General features: G+C 71.1%; 15 protein-coding genes. 7 read left to right on the forward strand and 8 right to left on the reverse strand.

Going from position 1 to position 20,967, the window contains the following annotated elements:
• The first annotated feature begins 8 nt into the window (after nt 1-8).
• Both P3T35_RS12760 and P3T35_RS12765 read left to right on the forward strand, forming a co-directional pair.
• The gene (locus P3T35_RS12760) at nt 9-3,137 is read left to right on the forward strand and encodes a hypothetical protein (protein WP_143676755.1); all 3,129 of its coding nucleotides are present in this window, start codon (nt 9-11) and stop codon (nt 3,135-3,137) included.
• 188 nt (nt 3,138-3,325) lie between these two features.
• Nucleotides 3,326-4,363 (forward strand): sphingomyelin phosphodiesterase, encoded by a 1,038-nt coding sequence (locus tag P3T35_RS12765; RefSeq protein WP_101379397.1) that lies wholly within the window; start codon nt 3,326-3,328, stop codon nt 4,361-4,363.
• A gap of 65 nt (nt 4,364-4,428) precedes the next feature.
• On the opposite strand, the gene P3T35_RS12770 is transcribed toward P3T35_RS12765, so the two are convergent.
• Nucleotides 4,429-7,296 (reverse strand): DEAD/DEAH box helicase, encoded by a 2,868-nt coding sequence (locus P3T35_RS12770; RefSeq protein ID WP_101379398.1) that lies wholly within the window; start codon nt 7,294-7,296, stop codon nt 4,429-4,431.
• Between the two features lie 184 nt (nt 7,297-7,480).
• Between P3T35_RS12770 and P3T35_RS12775 the strand changes: the two genes are divergently transcribed.
• Nucleotides 7,481-7,858 (forward strand): hypothetical protein, encoded by a 378-nt coding sequence (locus P3T35_RS12775; protein ID WP_101379399.1) that lies wholly within the window; start codon nt 7,481-7,483, stop codon nt 7,856-7,858.
• 34 nt (nt 7,859-7,892) lie between these two features.
• On the opposite strand, the gene P3T35_RS12780 is transcribed toward P3T35_RS12775, so the two are convergent.
• The 6 genes from P3T35_RS12780 to P3T35_RS12805 all read right to left on the reverse strand — a co-directional run bounded on the left by P3T35_RS12780 (nt 7,893) and on the right by P3T35_RS12805 (nt 14,799).
• Nucleotides 7,893-9,041 (reverse strand): aminotransferase class V-fold PLP-dependent enzyme, encoded by a 1,149-nt coding sequence (locus tag P3T35_RS12780; protein WP_101379400.1) that lies wholly within the window; start codon nt 9,039-9,041, stop codon nt 7,893-7,895.
• A 119-nt stretch (nt 9,042-9,160) separates the two neighbouring features.
• A complete protein-coding gene (locus tag P3T35_RS12785) occupies nt 9,161-10,129 on the reverse strand; it encodes an oligopeptide/dipeptide ABC transporter ATP-binding protein (protein ID WP_101379401.1) in 969 nt (322 codons plus the stop codon).
• Entirely contained in the window at nt 10,126-11,100 is a 975-nt protein-coding gene (locus P3T35_RS12790; RefSeq protein ID WP_180356357.1) for an ABC transporter ATP-binding protein, read from the reverse strand. The genes P3T35_RS12785 and P3T35_RS12790 overlap by 4 nt, the downstream gene beginning before the upstream one ends.
• Nucleotides 11,097-12,086 carry an ABC transporter permease gene (locus tag P3T35_RS12795; RefSeq protein ID WP_101379402.1) on the reverse strand — a complete coding sequence of 330 codons (990 nt, stop codon included), beginning with the start codon at nt 12,084-12,086 and terminating at the stop codon, nt 11,097-11,099. Before P3T35_RS12795 ends, P3T35_RS12790 begins: the two co-directional genes overlap by 4 nt.
• On the reverse strand, nt 12,083-13,036 hold the full coding sequence (locus P3T35_RS12800) for an ABC transporter permease (RefSeq protein ID WP_280705931.1): 954 nt from the start codon (nt 13,034-13,036) through the stop codon (nt 12,083-12,085). The genes P3T35_RS12795 and P3T35_RS12800 overlap by 4 nt, the downstream gene beginning before the upstream one ends.
• 20 nt (nt 13,037-13,056) lie before the next feature.
• Nucleotides 13,057-14,799: an ABC transporter substrate-binding protein gene (locus P3T35_RS12805; RefSeq protein ID WP_101379403.1), complete on the reverse strand. Its 1,743-nt coding sequence runs from the start codon at nt 14,797-14,799 to the stop codon at nt 13,057-13,059.
• 240 nt (nt 14,800-15,039) lie between these two features.
• Here P3T35_RS12805 and P3T35_RS12810 point away from each other — a divergent pair, with 240 nt between their 5' ends.
• Together P3T35_RS12810 and P3T35_RS12815 are read left to right on the forward strand one after the other, a co-directional pair.
• Nucleotides 15,040-16,485, forward strand: a complete 1,446-nt coding sequence (locus tag P3T35_RS12810) for an aminopeptidase P family protein (RefSeq protein ID WP_280705934.1) — start codon at nt 15,040-15,042, stop codon at nt 16,483-16,485.
• A gap of 160 nt (nt 16,486-16,645) precedes the next feature.
• A complete protein-coding gene (locus P3T35_RS12815; protein WP_218976648.1) occupies nt 16,646-17,701 on the forward strand; it encodes a porin PorA family protein in 1,056 nt (351 codons plus the stop codon).
• Nucleotides 17,702-17,761: 60 nt separating this feature from the next.
• Here the strand turns inward: P3T35_RS12815 and P3T35_RS12820 are convergent, their stop codons facing one another.
• Nucleotides 17,762-17,989 carry a hypothetical protein gene (locus P3T35_RS12820; RefSeq protein WP_143676756.1) on the reverse strand — a complete coding sequence of 76 codons (228 nt, stop codon included), beginning with the start codon at nt 17,987-17,989 and terminating at the stop codon, nt 17,762-17,764.
• 4 nt (nt 17,990-17,993) lie between these two features.
• Here P3T35_RS12820 and lanKC point away from each other — a divergent pair, with 4 nt between their 5' ends.
• Together lanKC and P3T35_RS12830 are read left to right on the forward strand one after the other, a co-directional pair.
• A complete protein-coding gene (gene lanKC / locus P3T35_RS12825; protein ID WP_101379405.1) occupies nt 17,994-20,618 on the forward strand; it encodes a class III lanthionine synthetase LanKC in 2,625 nt (874 codons plus the stop codon).
• Between the two features lie 127 nt (nt 20,619-20,745).
• On the forward strand, nt 20,746-20,883 hold the full coding sequence (locus P3T35_RS12830) for a hypothetical protein (protein ID WP_180356358.1): 138 nt from the start codon (nt 20,746-20,748) through the stop codon (nt 20,881-20,883).
• Nucleotides 20,884-20,967 lie beyond the last annotated feature (84 nt).

Below are 20,967 nucleotides of genomic sequence, written 5' to 3' on the forward strand. Positions count from 1 at the left end.
TGGCCGCCGTGCGCGCAACGCTGCTCCGGGGACTCGCCACCGGAGCGGTCTGCGCACTTCTCACGCTGGGCGTCGCGCCAGGCCGCGCGACCGCCAACACCGGCAACCCGACCGACCTGTGCGCCCTGCTGCCGTCCGGCCTGCCGCCGGTTGCGGGAGGGTCGGCCTCCCCCGTGCCCGTGCAGGCCGGCAACAGCTGCACCAAGCGCATCTACACCACCGACCCGGCCCCTGCCGGGGGTTACTCGACCGGCGGGACCGTCTCCGTGACGCTCTACAACAGCCCTGCCGAGGCCCGCGCCTTCGCCAGCGCGCCGGGCACCAACCCGTCGGACCCGGCGCGCCCCGAGACGACCTACGGCGAAACGGGCGAGCAGTTCGGCGGTGGCAGCACCGGCGCGGTGCCGACCCTGCTGTTCAGCCGCGGCTGCTACTCCGTGTACACCGACGCCGGTCAGGTGGTCAACGCCGATGGGACCTCGCAGGCGCTGCCGCCCGACACCATGAACCAGGTCGCCGCCCAGACCGACGCGGCCCTGCAGGCAGTGCCCGCCTGCCCGACCGCCGCGAGCGCCCCCGCCACGCCCACGCTGACCACCCAACTGTCCTGCGACACCAGCTCCTTGCAGGCTACCGGCCATGTGGTGTGCAGTACGAAGGTCTCGGGACAGGCCTCGGACGCGCAGCTGGTCTACGACTGGACCCTCGACGGCAAGGCGCAGACCGGCAGCACGCTCAGCGATCTGCCCCTGGACAACGTGCCGGCCGGCACCCATGAGGTGACCGTCATCGCGCGGGACACCCAGAACAACGTCAGTTCGGACCCGCAGAGCACCTCCTTCACCCGGGGCGCCGGTGCGACCGCGCCGTCGTCCACGGGCGGCAAGCACACCAACTACGCACCGGTGGCGGCCGGCGCGGCCGCGGCGCTGGCCGTCCTGCTCGGCGCGCTGGCCTTGCTGCGGCACCGCCGCAAGCGCGCCGCGCCGGCCGGGCCGCCCCTGGAGCCGACTGGGGACCCGCTCGCCGCCCATCTGGAGTCCGCGGCCCCCGCTGACGTCCATCCAAAGCCCGTGGTCGCCCCGGTAGTTGTGCCACCCGTGCGGGGACACCGCCGCAGGAGGCGGCGGCAGGAGCCGACGGCGGAACTCACCGTGCGGGTCAGCCCGTCCGTCCGCACTCGTGGGCACTACCCGGATGACCATCCCCATCTCTGGGGCGACGGCGTCGACTTGGTGTTCGCCGAGTACCAGGTCTCGGTCAGCCCGCAGGACTGGGTGCTGGACCACGTGGTGGAGCCGTACGGTCACCAACATCCGTTCAAGGCGCGCTCGTTGCTGCACGACGTGGCGGAGCGGGAGGCGCCGGTGGTCATCGCGGAGAAGCACGACCCCGCCATGCGGCACTCCTTCGCCGACGGGCGCACCGAGTTCCTCTCCCCCGCCCAGGCGCGGCCGGCGCCGCCGCCGAACACCCAGGTCGTGATCAGCTCCAAGTGGAGCCACGAGGACCACCGCATCGAGGTGCGGGCCGAACTCGACGTGGTGGTGCGCAACACCAGGACGGGCCGCACCAAGGAGCTCCACCGGGTCACCAGCAAGGAGGTGAAGATCACGGTGCTCGGCGCCGCGCCGCGGCTTGTGCTGCGGGCCGACACCGACCGCGGCCACGCCGACGGGCTCAGCCTGATCCGGGTGGCGCCCGCGCTCCACCTCTTCGGCCAGCGGGCCGGCTACCCGGGCGGCCTGGAGATCGTGGAGATCCCGGGCTCGGCGGACAGCCCCCGGCACGGCAAGCTCCATCTCGACGACTACTTCCAGATCGAGGGGGATCCGAGGATCGCGGGACACACCGTGCTCGACCGGCAGGGGCTCACCCTGCGCTGCCGCTTCCACCTCGAGGACGCCGCCATCAAGAAGCTGGGCTCCGGGCCGCGCGGCGGCTACCCGGTGACCTGCAACGTCCGGCCGACCGGCGAGGGCCCCAGCCAGGCGGCCGTGCTCGGCGACTTCGCCTGGATGGCCGAGCGGCACTACCGGGCCTGCCACCAGCACATCCACCGCGTGGCGAAGGACCGGATCGAGGCCGCCACGATCGGCCTGCGCCCGGCCGTGATCGAGCTCCACTCCGACGTCACCGAGCTGCCCCGCCCGGACGTCGCGACCGACGCGATGTTCCGGGTCCAGCTGGGCGGCACGGTGCGTTCGTCCCACGGCGAGCCCGTCCCGGGCAGCGTCATCCGCCTCGACCACGCGAAGGCCGAGGACTGGCGGCTCCTGCTGGCCTTCGAACCGCCCCGGCACCCGCCGCTCAGCCGCTGGGACCCGCAGGCCCGGCAGCACGAGCCGGTGGCCGTCGACCACGTGGACGAACTGGGGCGGCTCGCCTTCACCGTCCCGCCCGCCGACCTGCCCCCGGACGAGGACGCCGGCACGACCCGGCCCTGGTACGAGCACGACCACTGGCGCTGGGCCTACGACCGCGCCTTGCGCTACCTGCACGGCCAGTGCACCGAGCTGGCGGTGGCCGTCGATGCCGGCGCCGACCGCGCGCGGCGCGATCTCGCCGTCCGGCCGCCGTGCAAGCTCTACCTCTATGTCGACCTGGGCCGGCCGCTCACCCCGGAGGCCGCCGAACTCCTCGACGATGGCCACTGGTTGGCACCGGACCCGACCGGCCGGGTGATGGTCGGCCTGGTCGACGAGCTCGGGCAGGAGATCCGCACCGGTCTGGCGCCCGTGGGGGTCCTCTCCGACGAGAGTACGGCGGCCCACGGCTTCCACTACTGCCGGGGCTGGGACATCGGCAAGGCCGAGTACCAGCTCGCCCACGCCCGGTTGACCGAGTGGAAGCGGCACGCCGACCGCCGCGAGCTGCGCTACGACCCCGCCGGCCCGGCGCCGACCCACGGCGACGCCATCACCTTCGCCGCCGACATCGCCGGCCGGGTCGGCGTGGCGCTCCCGCCGGGCTGGGGCTTCGCCGCCGGCCCGGACGCCGTCGACCTCGGCCCCGATCCCCGGCTGGAGGTCAACCGGGGCGGCACGGCCGCCGACTACCGCAGCCCGTGGGAGTACGGCCCGCGTACGACCCCGGGCCTGCGGTCCCTCGGCAGCGCGCTCGGCACCTTCGACTGACCGGGCCGCCGGGCCCCTGAGCGGCCGTCAAGGTTGGCCAGACAGCTACCCTCGCAGCAGGCCTGCGTTGTACAGACACGTTGCCGCCGACAATTCGTCGGCTCTCGTTCTTCCCGATGTACCGACGGGTAGCTACGGTTCCGGGCGTCATGCACCGCTCACCCTCGTCCCCACGGAGCCGAACCCCCATGACCCTGCGCCGCACCGCCGCCGCGCTCGCCGCCACCGCCGCCATGACCGCCCTGCTCGGCGGCACCGCCCAGTCCGCCTCAGCCGCCACCCCCGCCGGCGCGAGCACCCTCTCCGTCTTCGCGTGGAACGTCGACCTGGGCACCTCCGTGGTCGACTGGAGCCAGAACGAGCAGGCCTCGACCCGCACCCCGGTGATCGAGTCGATCATCCGTCAGCACAACGACGACGTGGTGATCCTGGACGAGCTGTTCAACGACTCTTCGATCAGCGACATCAACGGCAAGCTGGCCGACCTGTACCCGTACCGGACCCCGGTGGTCGGCGGCACCTGCTCCGGCGGTGGCTGGAACGGCACCAGCGGCAACTGCTCCAGCTCCCCGTTCGTGATCAACGGCGGGACGATGATCCTCTCGAAGTACCCGATCACCGCCCAGTACCAGCACGTCTTCTCGAACTCCACCTACGGCACCTGGGACTACCACGCCGACAAGGGCGCCGCCCTGGTCCAGGTCGACAAGGGCGGCGTGAGGACCTGGGTGGCCGGCACCCACCTGCAGGCCGACGAGTCGGACACGTCCACCGACACCACCCAGGCCACCCGCCTCGCCCAGCTGGGCGAGATCCGCTCCTGGGTGAACGGGATCGTCGGCAGCAGCGCCCCGGTGCTGTTCGGCGGCGACCTGAACGTGGAGTACTACCACGGCCAGTCGCGCGGCGACTACACCAACGCCCAGAACGCGGTGGGCGGCGTGCTGGGCACCCCGGCACTGGACCCGAGCCAGAGCCTGACCACCATGGACTGCACCGTCTCGGCCTGGTGCCAGTACATGGCCGGCATCGAGACCTTCCCGGTCGACTACCGCGACGACCTGGACTACCTCGGCTACCTGAACGCCGCGGGCCGCCCGACCCCGGTGGCGCTGCCGCAGGTCAAGGCCGACTTCGACCCGCAGGCCGGCTGGACCGCCGGCCAGCTGGACACCAACTCGCCCAGCGACCACTACCCGGTCGAGGCGACCTTCCAGCTCGGCTGACGCCTGACGCATGAGGGCCCCGGGATCTCCCGGGGCCCTCATGCGTCGTCACGCCAAGCCGGTGGTCACCCCACCGAGGAGTACGCGATGATGCCGCGCCGCAGCCCGTCAACCGCCTTGCGGGCGGTGGCGCGCAGCTCGACGTCCTCACCGGCCGCGTCCTGGATCTGGCCGAGCACGTCGATCAACTGCTTGGTCCAGCGCACGAAGTCGCCGGCCGGCATCTCGGCGTCGCGCAGCACCTGGTCCAGGCTGTGGCCGAGCGCCCAGCGGTAGGCGGCCCAGGCGAAGCCCAGGTCGGGTTCGCGCTGGCCGACGCCCTCGGCGGTGTTGATCCGGTGCTGCTCCTCCAACGCGTCCAGGTGGCCCCAGATCCGGACCATCCGGCCGAGCGCCTCCTTGGCGCTGCCCTCCGGCACCCGGGGCGCGCCGGCGTCGTCGGCCTGGCGGGACTCATAGACCAACGCCGAGGCGCAGGCAGCGAGTTCGGCGGCAGCCAGGCCCTTCCAGACCCCCTCACGGATGCACTCGGAGGCCAGCAGGTCGAGCTCGCCGTAGAGCCGGCCGAGCCGCTTGCCGTCGGCGGTCACGGTGTCGCCGGACAGGTAGCCGAGGTCGGTGAGCAGCGCGCAGACCCGGTCGAAGGTGCGGGCGATGGTGTGGGTGCGGGACCGCATCTTGCGCTCCAGCACCTCGGTGTCGCGGTGCAGCCGGTGGTAGCGCTCGGCCCAACGGGCGTGGTCCTCGCGCTCGTTGCAGCCGTGGCACGGGTGCGCGCGCAACTCGGTGCGCAGCCGGGAGATCTCGGAGTCGTCGGCGGCGGCGGCCCGGCCCTTGCGGAACCGCTCGGGCTCCAGGTGGCCGGCCTTGGTGCGCAGCGTGGAGGCCAGGTCGCGGCGGGACTGCGGGCTGCGCGGGTTGAAGGACTTGGGGATCCGCAGCCGCTCGATGGCGACCACCGGATGCGGGAAGTCGATCATGGCGAGCCGCTTGACCTGGCGCTCGGCGGTGAGCACCACCGGGCGCGGGCCGTCCTGGTAGTCGGGGTGGCGCAGGCCGCCCCGGCTGCGGGTGACCGGCGGCAGGCCCGGGTCGAGGACCAGCGCGAGGCCGGCGAACCGGCCGGTCGGCACATGGATCACGTCGCCCGGCTTGAGCGCCTCGACCGACTCGACGGCGGCGGCCCGGCGCTGGCTGCTGCCCTCGCGGGCCAGCTCGTTCTCCCGGTCCTTCAGCTGCCGGCGCAGGTTCATGTACTCGTCGAAGTCGCCCAGGTGGCAGGTCATCGCCTCCTCGTAGCCGGCCAGGCCCTCCTCGTTGCGCTGCACCTGGCGGGCGATGCCGACCACCGAGCGGTCCGCCTGGAACTGGGCGAACGAGGTCTCCAGCAGCTCCCGGGAGCGGTGCCGGCCGAACTGCGCGACCAGGTTGACCGCCATGTTGTAGGACGGCTTGAAGGACGAGCGCAGCGGGTAGGTACGGGTGCCGGCCAGCCCGGCCAGCGCCTCCGGGTTGATGCCGCGCTGCCAGAGCACCACCGCGTGGCCCTCGACGTCGATGCCGCGCCGCCCGGCCCGGCCGGTGAGCTGGGTGTACTCGCCGGGGGTGATGTCGGCGTGGCTCTCGCCGTTCCACTTGACCAGCTTCTCCAGCACCACCGAGCGGGCCGGCATGTTGATGCCGAGCGCCAGCGTCTCGGTGGCGAAGACCGCCTTGACCAGGCCCTGGAGGAAGAGCTCCTCGACGACCTCCTTGAACCTGGGCAGCATGCCGGCGTGGTGGGCGGCGACGCCGCGCTCCAGCGCGTCCAGCCACTCGAAGTAGCCGAGCACGTGCAGGTCCTCGTCGGGGATGGCGGCGCAGCGCTCCTCGACGATGGTGCGCACCTGGCGGCGCTCCTGCTCGCTGTTGAGCCGCAGGCCGGAACCGAGCACCTGCTGCACGGCGGCCTCGCAGCCGGCCCGGCTGAAGATGAAGGTGATGGCGGGCAGCAGGCCCTCGGCGTCCAGCCGGTCGATCACGTCCACCCGGCCCGGGGTCCAGATCCGGTTGGGGCGGCCGTTCGGCATCGTGCGGCCGCGGCCGCGCCCGGCGAACCGGGGGTTGCGGTCGCCCTCGGAGCGGGCCAGCCGGACCAGCTCGGGGTTGACGGCCTTGGCGGGGTTCTTCTGGTTGCCCTTGGGCCGGCCGTCCACGTCCGGGTTGGAGAACAGGTCGTACATCCGGTTGCCGGCCATCACGTGCTGCCAGAGCGGCACCGGGCGGTGCTCGGAGACGATCACCTTGGTGCCGCCGCGCACGGTGTCCAGCCAGTCGCCGAACTCCTCGGCGTTGGAGACGGTGGCCGAGAGCGAGACCAGCGTGACCGACTCCGGGAGGTGGATGATCACCTCCTCCCAGACGGCGCCGCGGAACCGGTCGGCGAGGTAGTGGACCTCGTCCATCACCACGTAGCCGAGGCCGTTCAGGGCCTGCGAACCGGCGTAGAGCATGTTGCGCAGCACCTCGGTGGTCATCACGACCACGGGTGCGTCGCCGTTGACGCTGTTGTCACCGGTGAGCAGGCCGACCTTGGCGGCGCCGTAGCGCTTGACCAGGTCGGCGTACTTCTGGTTGGACAGCGCCTTGATCGGCGTGGTGTAGAAGCACTTGCGGCCGCTCTGCAGGGCCAGGTGGACGGCGAACTCGCCGACGATGGTCTTGCCGGAGCCGGTGGGAGCCGCGACCAGCACGCCGGATCCCGCTTCCAGCGCCTCGCAGGCTTCTATCTGGAAGGGGTCGAGCGGGAAGTCGTAGAGCTCCTGGAAGCCGTACAGCGCACTGGCCTGCTCCTGTGCGCGGCGGCGGGCGGCCGAGTAGGCCTCGGCGGGGCTCATCTCTTCGGCGGACAGGGCGCTGCTCCTGGGGTCACGGGTGTTGTGCTGATGGTCCATCTGAGCTTGAGGTTACCCGCCCGGACTGACATCGATCACACCGTTTTGCCCGCCACTAGCGGTCGCCTTTGATATGTGTTTGATCGAATTCGCTCAGCTGTGTTCAACGGTCAACGCACCGTTGCCGCGCTCCCTACAGTCATGGGCACCGATCAGTGGAAATAGGGAGAAAAGGGGACCGGCCGTGGTGGATGTGGAGACCGTACTCAAGGAAGCGATGACCATCGACGGCGCAATCGGCGTCGCCCTGGTCGACTACAGCAGCGGAATGGCACTGGGCACCCTCGGCGGCGAGGGCGGCGAGCTGAACCTGGACGTCGCCGCCGCCGGGAACACCGACGTGGTGCGGGCCAAGATGCGCACCATGGAACTGCTCAAACTGCACGACAACGAGATCGAGGACATCCTGATCACGCTGACCGGCCAGTACCACCTGATCCGGCCGCTGACCAAGCAGAACGGCCGCGGGCTGTTCCTCTACCTGGCGCTGGCCCGCAGCCGCTCCAACCTGGCGATGTCCCGCCATCAGCTGAGGCTCCTGGAAGCCGCCCTGGAGATCTGAACCCCGGGCGTCCGAACCCCGCAGGTCCGGTCGCTCAGAGTGCGGTCAGCAGCTTGGCCAGCCCGTCGGCCAGCGTCCGGTACTCCTCGGGCCGGTTGTACACCTGGGCGCTGACCCGCAGCACCCCGCCACCCGGCCACGGACGCACGGCGACCCGGGCGCCGAGCCGGTCCCGCACGGCCTCCATCAAGGGGCGCACCTGCTCCTCGGCCTCGGCCACCCCGGCGGGCAGCCGCACGGCGGCCATCGCCACCCCGGGGCTGAGCGGCAGCGCCGCCAGGCCCGCGCGCTCCACCAGCTGCCGCTGCCCGTAGCCGGCCAGCCGGGCGTTGTGTTCGCGCACCCGGTCCAGGCCCAGCCGCTCCAGCAGCGCGAGGGCGGCCGGTGCCGCCAGCCACCCTGTGTAGTCGGCCGTGCCGCGCCACTCCACGTTCCCCGGGAACCCGCCGGCGTGCTCCCAGGAGTAGGTGAGAGGCCGCACCCGGGAGCGCCAGGGTGCGGAGACGGCGAGCAGGGCGGTCGGGCGCGGCGCGAAGGCCCACTTGTGCAGGTTGCCGAACCAGAAGTCGGCCGGCTCGACGTCCAGTGCCACCGGCAGCATGCCGGGTGCGTGCGCGGCGTCCACCAGGGTGACCACGCCGCGGGCGGCCAGGGCGCGCAGCAGGGCCGGGGTGGCGAGCTCGCGGGCGGTGGGCGAGGTGATCTTGTCCAGGATGGCCGCCCTGGTGCGCGGAGCGACGGCGGCCAGCACCGCATCGGCCGGGTCGGCCGCATCCAGCGGCACCGGCACGGTGCGCACGGTCGCGCCGCACTCGGCGGCGCGCCGCTCGGCGGCCAGGTTGACCACGCCGTAGCCGTGGTCGGTCACCAGGATCTCGTCACCCGGCGCGAACGGGATGCTGTCCAGCGCCACCGCGACCGCCTCGGTGACATTGCTGAGCAGCGCCAGGCCGGCCGGGTCGGCGCCGAGCAGCCGGGCGAGCGCGGTGCGGGCGGCGGCGACCCGGCCGGGCAGCTCCCAGAAGAACCCGTCCGGGTCGGCCTCCTGCTCGGCCCGGAAGGCGTCCTGGGCCCGGCTCACCTCGATCGGCATCGCGCCGTAGGAGCCGTGGTTGAGGTGGGCGACGGTCGGGTCCAGCGGGAAGAGCTCGGCGGCGCCCTCGATGGGGTCGGGCGGGTTCATGGTGTGCCCTCTCACGTTCACGTTGCACTTGTCCGAAGCGATGCTGCACGTGTCCAAAACGATGGAGCCCGGCCGGGAGCGGTCCTCATGAGGGTCCCCACCGCGCCCGGCCGGGAGTTCTACGGGTGCTCCGGGAAGTGGCAGGCGACCTGCCGCTCCCCGGCGCCGGAGGTCAGCTGCAGCAGCGGTGGCTCACTGCGGCAGATCTCCTGCGCCTTGGGGCACCTGGGGTGGAAGGTGCAGCCGCTCGGCGGGTTCGCGGGGCTCGGCGGGTCGCCGAGCAGCACGATCCGCTCCCGGTTCCGCTCCGCCGCCGGATCCGGCAGCGGCACGGCGGAGAGCAGGGCCTTGGTGTACGGGTGCGCCGGGTTGGCGTACACCTGCTCCTTGTCGCCGATCTCGACGATCCGGCCCAGGTACATCACCGCGACCCGGTGGCTGATGTGCTTGACCACCGCCAGGTCGTGCGCGATGAAGACATAGGCGACCCCCAACTCCCGCTGCAGCCGCTCCAGTAGGCCGACGATCTGCGCCTGGATCGAGACGTCCAGCGCGGAGACCGGCTCATCGGCCACCACCAGCGCCGGCCGGGTGGCCAACGCCCTGGCGATGCCGATGCGTTGGGCCTGTCCGCCGGAGAACTGGTGCGGATAGCGCTCCAGGTGCTCGGGGGCCAGGCCGACCAGCTGGATCAGCTCCCGAACCTCCTTGACCTGCTGGGCCTTTGGCACGCCCTGGGCGCGCAGCGGGGCGCTGATGATCTGCTGCACGGTCTGCCGGGGGTTCAGCGAGGCGAACGGGTCCTGGAAGATGATCTGCAACTTGGCGCGCAGCGGACGCAGTTGGCGCTGGCTCAGGTCGCCGATGTCCTGGCCCTCGAACCGCACCCGGCCCGCCGTCGGGTCGAGCAGCCGGACCAGCATCCGCCCGGTGGTGGACTTGCCGCAGCCGGACTCGCCGACCAGGCCGAGCGTCTCACCGGCCCGGACCTCGAAGTCCAGCCCGTCCACCGCCTTGATCCCGGCGCCCCGGCGGCGCGCGGGGTAGGTCATGCCGAGGCCGCTGACCTGCATCAGAGGGGTTGTCATTCGGTCACCTCGGGGTGGCTGCAGGCGCTGCGGTGGGCCTCGGCCACCGCGATCAGCGGCGGGCGCTCGGCGGTGCAGCCCTGGTGGGGGGAGTTGGCGTAGACCGCGCAGCGCGGGTGGAAGGCGCAGCCGGACGGCGGGGCGAGCAGCGAGGGCGGGCTGCCGGGGATGGCGCGCAACTCTTCCCCCTCTGCGTCGAGCCGGGGCAGCGACTCCAGCAGGCCGCGGGTGTACGGGTGCCGGGGGGCCGTGAACAGCGTGTCGGCACCGGCCTGTTCGACGGCCGAGCCGCCGTACATCACCAGCACCTCGTCGGCGATCCGGGCGATCACCCCCAGGTCGTGGGTGATCATGATGATGCCGAGCCCCCGGTCGTCCTTCAACTTGACCAGCAGGTCGAGCACTTGGGCCTGCACGGTGACGTCCAGCGCGGTGGTCGGCTCATCGGCGATCACCAGGTCGGGCTCGCAGGCCAGGGCCAGCGCGATCATGGCGCGCTGGCGCATGCCGCCGGAGAACTGGTGCGGATACTCCCCCGCGCGGCGGGCCGGTTCGGGGATGCCGACGTCGCCGAGCACCTCCACCGCGCGGGCCCACGACGTCTTGCGGCTGGAGCCGAAGTGCTCCCGGTGCGCCTCGGCGATCTGGTCGCCGATGGTGAAGTACGGGTGCAGCGCGGTCAGCGCGTCCTGGAAGACCATCGCCATCCGGCGGCCGCGCAACTTGCGCACCGCCTCCGGCGCGGCGCCGATCAGCTCGGTGCCGTCGAACCTCACCGAGCCGGTCACCTTGGCGCCGCGGTGCAGGCCCATCACGGCCAGCGAGGTGACGGACTTGCCGGAGCCGGACTCGCCGACCAGGCCGAGCACCTGTCCCCGGTCCACCGAGAAGTCGACTCCCTTGACGGCCTTGACGATTCCGTCGGGGGTGTTGAACTCAACCGCGAGGTCGCGGACTTCGAGCAGTGTCACGACAGCCTCGCTCGCGGGTCGATCCAGGCGTAGAGGACGTCCACGACCAGGTTGGACGAGACGATGAAGAAGGAGGCCACCAGCGTGACACCCATGATCACCGGCTGGTCGGATTTGTGCAGCGCGTCGGCGAAGAGCTTGCCGACCCCGGGCAGGCCGTAGAGCTGCTCGGTGATGACCGCGCCGGCCAGCAGGCCGCCGAGGTCCATGCCGAGCATGGTGACCACCGGGGTCAGCGCGGGCCGCAGCCCGTGCCTGCCGACCACCCGCCGCTCGCGCAGGCCCTTGGCCCGGGCGGTGCGGACGAACGGCTCGCTCAGCGTCTCCAGGACCGAACTGCGCGTCATCCGGGCGTACATGGCCGCGGTGGCCAGCGCCAGGGTGAGCCAGGGCAGCAGCATGTTCTGACTCCAGCCGACCGGGTCGTCGGTGAAGTTGACGTACCGCGGATACGGGATCAAGCCGAGCTGCGCGCAGAAGAAGTAGAGCAGCAGCATCGCGGTGAAGTAGACCGGCATCGCGGCGGCGCCGATGGTGCCGATCATCAGCACCCGGTCCACCCAGCCGTTCTTGCGGAGCGCGGAGACCACACCGGCCAGCAGGCCCATAGCCAGCCAGAGCACCGCGGAGCCGATGGCCAGCGAGACGCTGATCGGCAGCCGGTCGGTGATCATGCTCCAGACCGGCATGCCGGTCTGGAAGGAGTAGCCGAAGCAGGGGAAGCCGCAGTGCACGGCGTAGCTGCCGGTGCCCATGGTGCGGCCGGCGAAGATCTCCCAGACGTAGTTGCCGAACTGCACGATCAGCGGCTTGTTCAGGCCCATCTGCTGGCGCACCTCGGCCACGTGCTCCGGGGTGCAGTCCTTGCCGCAGAACGCCTGGGCGGGGTCGTTCGGCAGCAGGTAGAAGATGGTGAAGGTGACCGCGCAGATCACCAGCAGGGTGAGCGCAATTCCGGCTAGCCGGCGGAGCAGGAAGGTGGTCATCCGTTACCGCCCTTCGGGTCGAGGACGTCGCGGAGTGCGTCGCCGAGCAGGGTGAAGCCGAGCACCACCAGGAAGAGGCAGGCACAGGGCAGGATGAAGAACATCGGGTCGAGCTTGTAGTAGAGCTGGGAGTCGGCGATCATCTGGCCCCAGGACGGGGTCGGCGGCTGGACACCGACGCCCAGGTAGGTCAGGCCCGCCTCGGAGCCGATCAGGGTCGGGATCGCCAGGGTGATGTAGACGATGATCGTGCTGCTCAGGTTGGGCAGGATCTCGCTGAGCACGATCCGGGCGCTGCTGATGCCGCTGGCCCGGGCCGCCTCCACGTACTCGCGGTGCTTCAGCGAGATGGTCTGACCCCGGATCACCCGGGCGATGTACGGCCAGGTGAAGAGGCTCATCACGATGATCAGCAGCAGGATCCGGTTGACGTCCTTGGCCACCGAGAGCAGCGCGATCATGAAGATCAGGCTCGGGAAGGACATCATGATGTCCATGAACCGGCTGATCACCATGTCGGTCTTGCCCCCGAAGTAGCCGGCCAGCACACCGAGCGTGACGCCGACCACGGTGATCAGCACGGCGGCGCTGAACGCCACCAGCAGCGAGATCTGGGCGCCGTAGAGCAGCCGGGCGAAGATGTCGTGGCCGAGCCCCGGCTCCACGCCCAGCCAGTGGCCGTTGACACCCACGCCGCCGAAGCTGCCGCGCGGCAGGCCGGCCAGGTAGGGGTCGACGGCGTGCTTGTCGGTGTCGGTCGGCCCCCACCCGGAGATCCCGGTCAGCACCGGGGCGAGCAGTGCGGCCAGCACGAAGAAGACGATGATGCCGAGGCCGACCATGGCGATCGGGCGGCGGCGCAGGCGGCGCCAGGCCGAGCGCCAGGGCGAGGCCGGGGCCTGGTCCTGACGCTCGGCCGGGTCCTGCACGGCAGGAACGGTGGTGGTCACCTTTTCGCAGTCCTTCGTGCTTACTTGACGGACTTCAGGCCGATGGTGGCGTAGTCGATCTCCGCCGACCAGATCGGGCTGCCGAAGGCGCCGGCGATGTTGGAGCCGACCAGCAGCGGCTTCTTCTGCCAGGTGACCGGGATCGCAGGGGCCTCGTCCATGACCTTGGCGTCCAGCGCGTTCCAGGCCTGGTCGGCCGCGTTGGTGTCGGTCAGGCTCTGGATCCGGTCGATCTCGGCGTCCACCGCCGGGTCCGTGAACCGGCTGGTGTCACCGTTGTTGCCGGTGTCGGTGATGATCCGGCTGTCGAAGATCATCGGCAGGAAGGTGGCGCCGGACGGGTAGTCCGGGCACCAGCCGTTGAGCGACATCCCGGTCTGCCGGCTCTTGTCGCCGATCGTCGAGGTGGCCACGCTGGCGTCGACGATGTTGAGGTTGACGTTGATTCCGATGTTCTTCAGCGCCGCCTGGACCGCCTCGGCCTGGGGCTTCTGGGCGTTGTCGGCGGTGAGGTCGGTGGAGAAGCCGTTGCTCAGGCCGGCCGCGGCCAGGTACTGCTTGGCCTTGGCCGGGTCGCCGCCGGTCGGGATCTTGAAGTGGTCGACCGCGGTGCCGCCGGTCAGCGAGGGCGGCAGGTAGGTGGTGGCGATGTCGGACAGGGCCGGGCCGCCGACGGCCGACTGGTAGGCCTCCTTGTCGATCCCGTACTCGACCGCCAGGCGGGCGTTCTGGTTGTTGAACGGCGGCTTGGCGGTGTCCAGTGTCACCATCGCCGTGCAGTTCTCGTTCTCGCTGACCAGGCGGGCCTTGACGTCCGGGTTGGTGATCACGTCGGCGACCTTGGCGGCGGACATGTCGGCGTACATGATGGCGCTCTGGTCATCGCCCTGATTGGCGATCAGGCGGTCGGCGATGCCCTCGGGGCTGCCGGACTGGTCCATCACGATCTTGTCCGGGTAGGCCTTGCGGACCGAGTCGGTGGACGGGTCCCAGTTGGTGTTGCGGACCAGGGTCAGCTGCTTGCCGCGGTCGTAGCCCTCCACCTTGTACGGGCCGGAGGAGAACACGTGGTTGCCGTAGGTGGTGCCGCCTTCGTGGGCCTTGGGCACCGGGGCGAAGGTGGGCAGCGTGACGGTGTAGCCGAACTCGGCGACCGGGCGCTTCAGATGGAAGAGGATGGTCTTCGCGTCCGGCGTCTCGATCGAGTCGTTGCCGAGCTCCTGGCCCTTCAGCGGGCCCTTGTAGTCGGCCGGGGCGACCAGGTACTTCTTGGCGTAGTCGGGCCCGCCGGAGAGGTCCGGGTCATAGGACCGCTCGACGTTGTACTTGATGTCGGCGGTGGTGATCGGGGTGCCGTCCTCGTACTTGAGGCCGTCCTTGAGGTGGAAGGTCCAGGTCTTGTCGCCGTCGCTGGGCTCACCGGTGTCGGTGGCCAGGTCGCCGGTGATCTGCAGACCGTCCTTGCCCGGCGCCGCCTTGAAGGTGGTCAGGGTGCGGTAGAGCAGCCGGATGCCGAAGTCCATCTCGGGCTCGGTCCAGTTGCGGGCCGGGTCGAGCTGGGAGATGTCCTGGTTGGACAGGATGTGCAGGGTGCCGCCCTTGACCGGCGTACCGCCGATGATCCCGTTGCCCTGGGTGGTCAGCCCGGCGCCGTTGGAGGCCTGGTCGCTGCTGCTGTCCTTGCTCTTGGAACACGCCCCGAGGCCGAGGGTGAGTGTCGCCGCGATCGCCGCCGCGAGGGCGGCGTGGGTACGCCTGGTCATGTGCAACTCCGCAATGGGGGGCCGAGTTTGGGCCGCGAACTCGGGCGGTCCGCCCATGGGGTAGCCGCCTTCGATGTGTGACCCGTAACATAGTAATGTGAAATTGCACTAGCAAGGGCTGGGCCGCTCCGTTATCCAGACGTATCCGGACGGAGCCTCAACTCCCTTGCCGTGCACACCGAAAGACGCAGATCAGGACTACCCCGACGGACAAAAGCCGCACCTGGAGGAGATGCCCCCGTGACCTCGCAGCCCACCCCGCCCAACGTCGGCAGCCACGACCTACCCATCTCCGCGGCCCTCGCCGCCTCCATGGCCGGCGGCTGGGCCGCCACGCCGCTGCCCGCCGACGCCCGGGTGGCCGGCCACGATCTGCTGCCCGCCCGCCGCGCCAAACTCTCCACCCACTTCCCCGGCGCCCGACTGGTCATACCTGCGGGCCAGTTGAAGGTGCGCACCAACGACTGCGACTACCGGTTCCGGCCGCATACCGGCTACGCCTGGCTCACCGGGCTCACCGGCGAGGACCAGGCCGGTAACGTGCTGGTGCTGGAACCCGGTGGCCCCGAGGGGCACGAGCCGGTCCTCTACCTGCGCCCCCGCTCGCCGCGCGACGGCTCCTCCGACGAGTTCTACCGCGACCGCCGCTACGGCGAGTTCTGGGTCGGCCGCCGCCCCGACCTGGGCGAGTCCGCCCAGCTCACCGGCCTGCGCACCGCGCACCTCGACGAGTTGGAGAAGCTGCTCGCCGGGCCGGCCCCCAGCGGCGGGGTGCGGCTGCTGGCCGGCGTCGACCCGTCGGTGGACGCTCAGCTCGGACTCAGCGACGGACTGGCGCCCGTACTCGGCGAGTTGCGCCTGATCAAGGACGCCTGGGAGGTCGACCAGCTGCAACTCGCCGTCGACCACACCACGCTGGGCTTCGAGGACGTGGTCCGGGCGCTGCCGACCGCCCTGCGGCACCACCGCGGCGAGCGGTGGTTGGAGGGCGTCTTCAACCTGCGGGCGCGCGCCGAGGGCAACGGCACCGGCTACGAGACCATCGTGGCTTCCGGCGCCCACGCCGGCGTGCTGCACTGGATCCGCAACGACGGCCCGCTGGACAGCAGCCAGTTGGTGCTGCTCGACGCCGGTGTGGAAACCGACACCCTCTACACCGCCGACATCACCCGCACCCTGCCGCTCAGCGGCACCTTCACCCCCGTGCAGCGCCAGGTCTACGAACTGGTGCTCGCCGCCCAGGACGCCGGCATCGCCGCGCTGCGCCCGGGTGCCGCGTTCCGCGACTTCCACCGGGCCGCGATGCGGGTGATCGCCGAAGGCCTGCACGACTGGGGCGTGTTGAAGGTCTCCGCCGAGGAGGCGATGCGGGAGGACAGCGGCCTCTACCGCCGCTACACCCTCTGCAGCAGCGGCCACATGCTCGGCCTCGACGTGCACGACTGCGCCAAGGCCCGCACCGAGACCTACCTCGACGGCGTCCTGGAGGCCGGCCAGGTGCTCACCGTCGAGCCCGGCCTCTACCTGCAGCCCGACGACGAGACCCTGCCGCCCGAGCTGCGCGGCATCGGGGTGCGGATCGAGGACGACCTGGTGATCACCGAGGACGGCGCGCGGCTGATGTCCAGCGCGCTGCCGAGGACGGTGGCCGGGATCGAGCAGTGGATGGGCGAGCTGCTGGGCTGACGGTTCGCCAAGCGGTGGGCGGCCCTGCGGGGTCGGACGGGTCGCCCACCCCCGCAGGGGACCGAATGGCTGAACCGTGGGCCGGTTCCCCCGCCGACACCCCGGTCCTGTCGGAGAACGGACCCCGGTGCGGAGGATCGTGTCCGCTATGCGACGAGCGATGATCTTCCGTTACGGCGCGGTGCTGATCGGCGCGCTGCTGATCGCGGGCGCGTTCCTGACCGCGTTCTGGGTGACTCCCACCTATGTGGCCCGGCTGCCTGACAACGTGAACGCCCAGCGCCCGCTGGCCGGCACCTTCAACACCCTGCTCGACCAGCAGGCCCTGGCCCAGGGCAACCTGGTGGGCGCGGTCAAGCACAACGTGCCGCTCGCCATCGACCGCAACGTCAAGGTGCTGAAGACCTCCGACGACTCCGCCCTGGTGAGCGACGCCCGGACGACCACGGCCGCGGGCACCCAGGTCGAGCAGACCACCTGGCAGTACGCGGTGGACCGCAAGAGCCTGGAGCCCGTGACGAACCACCCGAGCAGCTGGTCGGTGGTCGACGCCCACGGTCTGACGATCAGCTTCCCGTTCGGCACCAAGAAGCAGACCTACACCGGCTGGGTCCCGGAGAGCGCGACCACCGTCCCGGTGGCCTACAGCCACTCCGAGCAGCGCTCCGGCCTGAACACCTACGTCTTCCAGGCGACCATCCCCAGCAGCCGGATCACCGACGGCCAGGTGCTGGCCGGCCTGCCCAAGGCACTGCCGCAGAGCCTGCTCAGACTCCTCGTCCAGTTCGGCCCGCTGACCCCCGCCCAGCAGCAGGAGCTGACGACGCTGCTCCCGACGCTCGGCGATCCGGCGCCGCTGGCATACACCCTGCAGGGCAACGACACCTTCTGGGTGGAGCCGGAGACCGGCGCCGTGATCGACGTCAAGCGCACCCAGCAGCGCACGGCCGCGGTCACCGCCCCGAACGGCACCCTCGTCCCGTTGCTGCCGGTCGTCGACGCCACCTACCAGCAGACGCCGGCCGCCGTGACCTCCGCCGCCAACGACGCGAAGAACGGCCGGGACGACATCGAGCTGGCCGGCACGACGCTCCCGATCATCGCCGGCATCATCGGCGCGCTGCTGATCCTCGCCGCCCTGCTGATCCGCCGCCGTCGCCGCCCCTCCGAAGCCGCCGCCCCGGTGGAGCAGCCGCCCCAGGACACCGCCGACTGACGCACCGATTTCGGATCCGCCGCATTCGAACCTGATGAATGGTCGAATCCGTTACGGCCGTTACCGCTCATTCGACCAGCGGTAACGGCCGTACTCGTGGCAGGGGTTCACTTCGCGCGGGAAAATACGCACCGATAATGTCCTTCCGTGCAGGATCAACAAACCAGCGCCAACATCGTTGACGAGTTCGAACGGGCCCTGATTACCTGTCACCCATCGCCGCCGCCAAGGCATCAACGCGATGGACCGCTCTGCCATTTCCAGCAGACGATTGGGGCCGACCTTCATGGAAATGATCCCCTATCTCGTCGCCGACGAGATGTTCTACCGCCCACTGGATGAGGCGGACCCGTCCGCTGCGGGGACCGAATACCGCCCGTGCGAGCTGCCCGCCTCGTGGTCGACGCAAGCCAAGGGCATCTGGCAGGTCTGCACGCCCGAGGAGGGGATCCGGGCCAGCCGGGGCTGGAAGGTCCATGTCTCCGCGGCCCCGAAGCGCGCGCAGCACGTCCTCGACATCGCCTCGGCCATCTGCGTCGAGCAGGGCGTCGCATTCAAGTACCTGCGGAACTGGATGAGTTTCGGCTGGGTCCACCACAAGCAGGGCCCGCGCGTCCAGGGCGGCAAGTTCATGGCCGTCTACCCGCCGGACGTCGAGACCGCTCGCGCGCTGATGACGGCCCTGGCGGACGCGCTGGAGGGCGAGGAGGGGCCGCACATCCTCGGCGACCGGCGCTTCCGCGACGGGTCGGTGGTCGCCTACCGCTACGGGGCGTTCACCGAGATCGCCCGGATCCGCCCGGACGGCACCCGCCAGCTGCTGGTCGAGACCCCCGACGGCGCTCTCGTCCCCGACGAACGCAGGCTCAACTTCGCCCTGCCCGAGGGCATTCAGGACCCGTTCGCACCCGAGCCGTCCGCTGCCGGGTCATCCGCACCGAAGGAGGTCAGCTTCGAGGGGCTCCGCTTCACCAAGGTGCTGCGGCACGCCAACGGCGGCGGTGCGTTCCTCGCCGAGCGGGCGGCGACCGGGGAGACCGTCTTCGTCAAGGAAGCCCGCCGGCACACCGGGCTGCACTGGTCCGGAACCACCGCCGTGGAACGGCTCCAGCGCGAATACGACACCCTGCGGGCGCTCCACGAGGCGGTTCCCGGATTCGCACCCGAACCGATCGCGTACTTCCAGCGCTGGGAGAACTCCTACCTGGTGACCAGTCTGGTCGCGGGCCAGTCGCTGCAGGGCTGGGTGCTGAACAACTTCCCGTACTTCCACACCGGCGCCGACAGCGCCGAGATATCCGGCTACTACGAGCGGTGCCTGCGCATCTTCCAGCAGTTGTCCGAGCAGATGGAGCGCCTGCACACGGCCGGGTTCGCGTTCGTGGACGTCAGTCCGAACAACGTCATGGTCGACGACCAGGACGTGGTGCGGCTGGTCGACTTCGAGAGTGCGGGGCGGATCGACGGCCCGCTCGACCGGATGGGCACGCCGGGCTACTTCCCGAGCGTCGCCCAGAAGGGACTGCGCGAGCGGAACACCAAGGACCCGCGCTTCCTCGACGAATTCGGGTTCGCGGCGATCGCCCAACTGCTGCTGCTCGGGCCGATGCACTACGTCACCCAGCAGCAGCCGACCGCACTCCACCACCTGCTCGCCGCCACCAGGCCCGCCACCGAGCCGGGACCGGCCACCGAGCAGATCACCCGCGCCCGCGAGCACCTCTGGCAGGCGGCGACCCGCTTCGTCGACCCGCAGATCCCCAGCGCCCTCCCCACGCCCGAAGAGGTCGCCGCCTCCCCCGCCGAGCACCTGCGGGTGCTGCGCGACCGGGCCGCCGACGCCCTGCTCGCGATGGCCGCGCCCGAGGGGACCCCGGTCTTCCCGACCGTGCCGCGCGGCTACCTCAGCAACACGCTGTGCGTGGCCTACGGCACCGCCGGCGTGCTGCACGCCCTGCGGCTGGCGGGGCGGCAGGCGGATCCCGCGATCGTCAGCCGACTGGCCGACGATGCCCTCCGGGAGCCGGAGAAGCTCCCACCCGGCCTGCACACCGGACTCGCCGGCATCGCCTGGGTGCTCGCCGACCACGGCCGGCTCGACGAGGCGCGCACGCTGCTCGAAGCCGCCCGCAGCCACCCCCTCCTCGCCGAGCGGGCGACCCTCGCCGAGGGCACCGCCGGCGTGGCCCTGGCCCACCTGGCGCTGCACGGCCACGACCGGGACGAGAAGAACCTGCTGCTCGCCCAGGAACTCCGGGCCCGCGTCCCCGAAGGCGCCGACCTCGCGGCGCTGCTCGGCGACAACGACACCACCGGCCTGCTGCACGGACGACCGGGCATCGCGCTGCTCGACTACTACCTGCACCACCTCACCGCCGACGACCGCGCCCTGTCCCGTGGCCTCGCCCTGCTCGCCGAGGAGCGCGCCCGCGCCGTCCCCTACGACCACCTGGGCCTGAGCTTCCCCGTCTCCGGCATCGACGGCCGCCGGTTCATCTACCTCGGCCGTGGCTCGGCCGGCTTCGCCACCGTGGCAGCGCGCTATCTGCCGTATGGTGACGAGGAGTTGGCGGCAGCCGTCACCGAGTCGCTGATTCCGGCGTCGGTCCCGACGACCATCTACGGCGGCCTCTACGAGGGCCGGGCCGGGCTGGTGTACTCGCTCGCCGAGCACGCGGCCATCACCGGCTCCGCAGCCGGCCGCGCCGCCGCGTTCGACGCCGCCGCACGGCTCTTCTGCTACGCCGTGGAACACCCCACCGGCGTGCTCTTCCACGGCGAGTACTTCGCCAGGTACAGCGCCGACCTGTGGTCCGGCTCGGCGGGCGTGCTGCTGGCCCTGACCCGACTGCTGGACGACCGCCGCGACGCCTTCTTCACCCTCGACGGCCTCGTCGGCACCGCCGACCACCACTGAACACCGCCGACCACCACTGAGCCGCACCGCGAAACCAGTCCCCCGTGGGACCACAGATGTCCCGGGCCACCGGGCAACCGCCAGGTCGCAGGCCTGCCCTGCACCGACCGAGAGAGGGAGGAACCACATGAACGAGGTCCTTGAGCTCCAGCTGATGGAGACCGAGCTGTCGTACCTGGGCGCGGACGAGGCCGGGGCGTTCTGCAGCTGCTCCAGCGGCAGCACCGCCGGCTGCGGCTACGACACCAGCGCGACGATCGACTGACAACCGGTCAGATCCTGACGGCGCGGTCCCGGGTCATCACCCGGGGCCGCGCCTGGCCATGCCCGGTCGATATTCGCGCGACAG

Origin of the sequence: Kitasatospora sp. GP30 (assembly GCF_029892145.1) — a bacterium.
Lineage (GTDB): Bacteria > Actinomycetota > Actinomycetes > Streptomycetales > Streptomycetaceae > Kitasatospora > Kitasatospora acidiphila.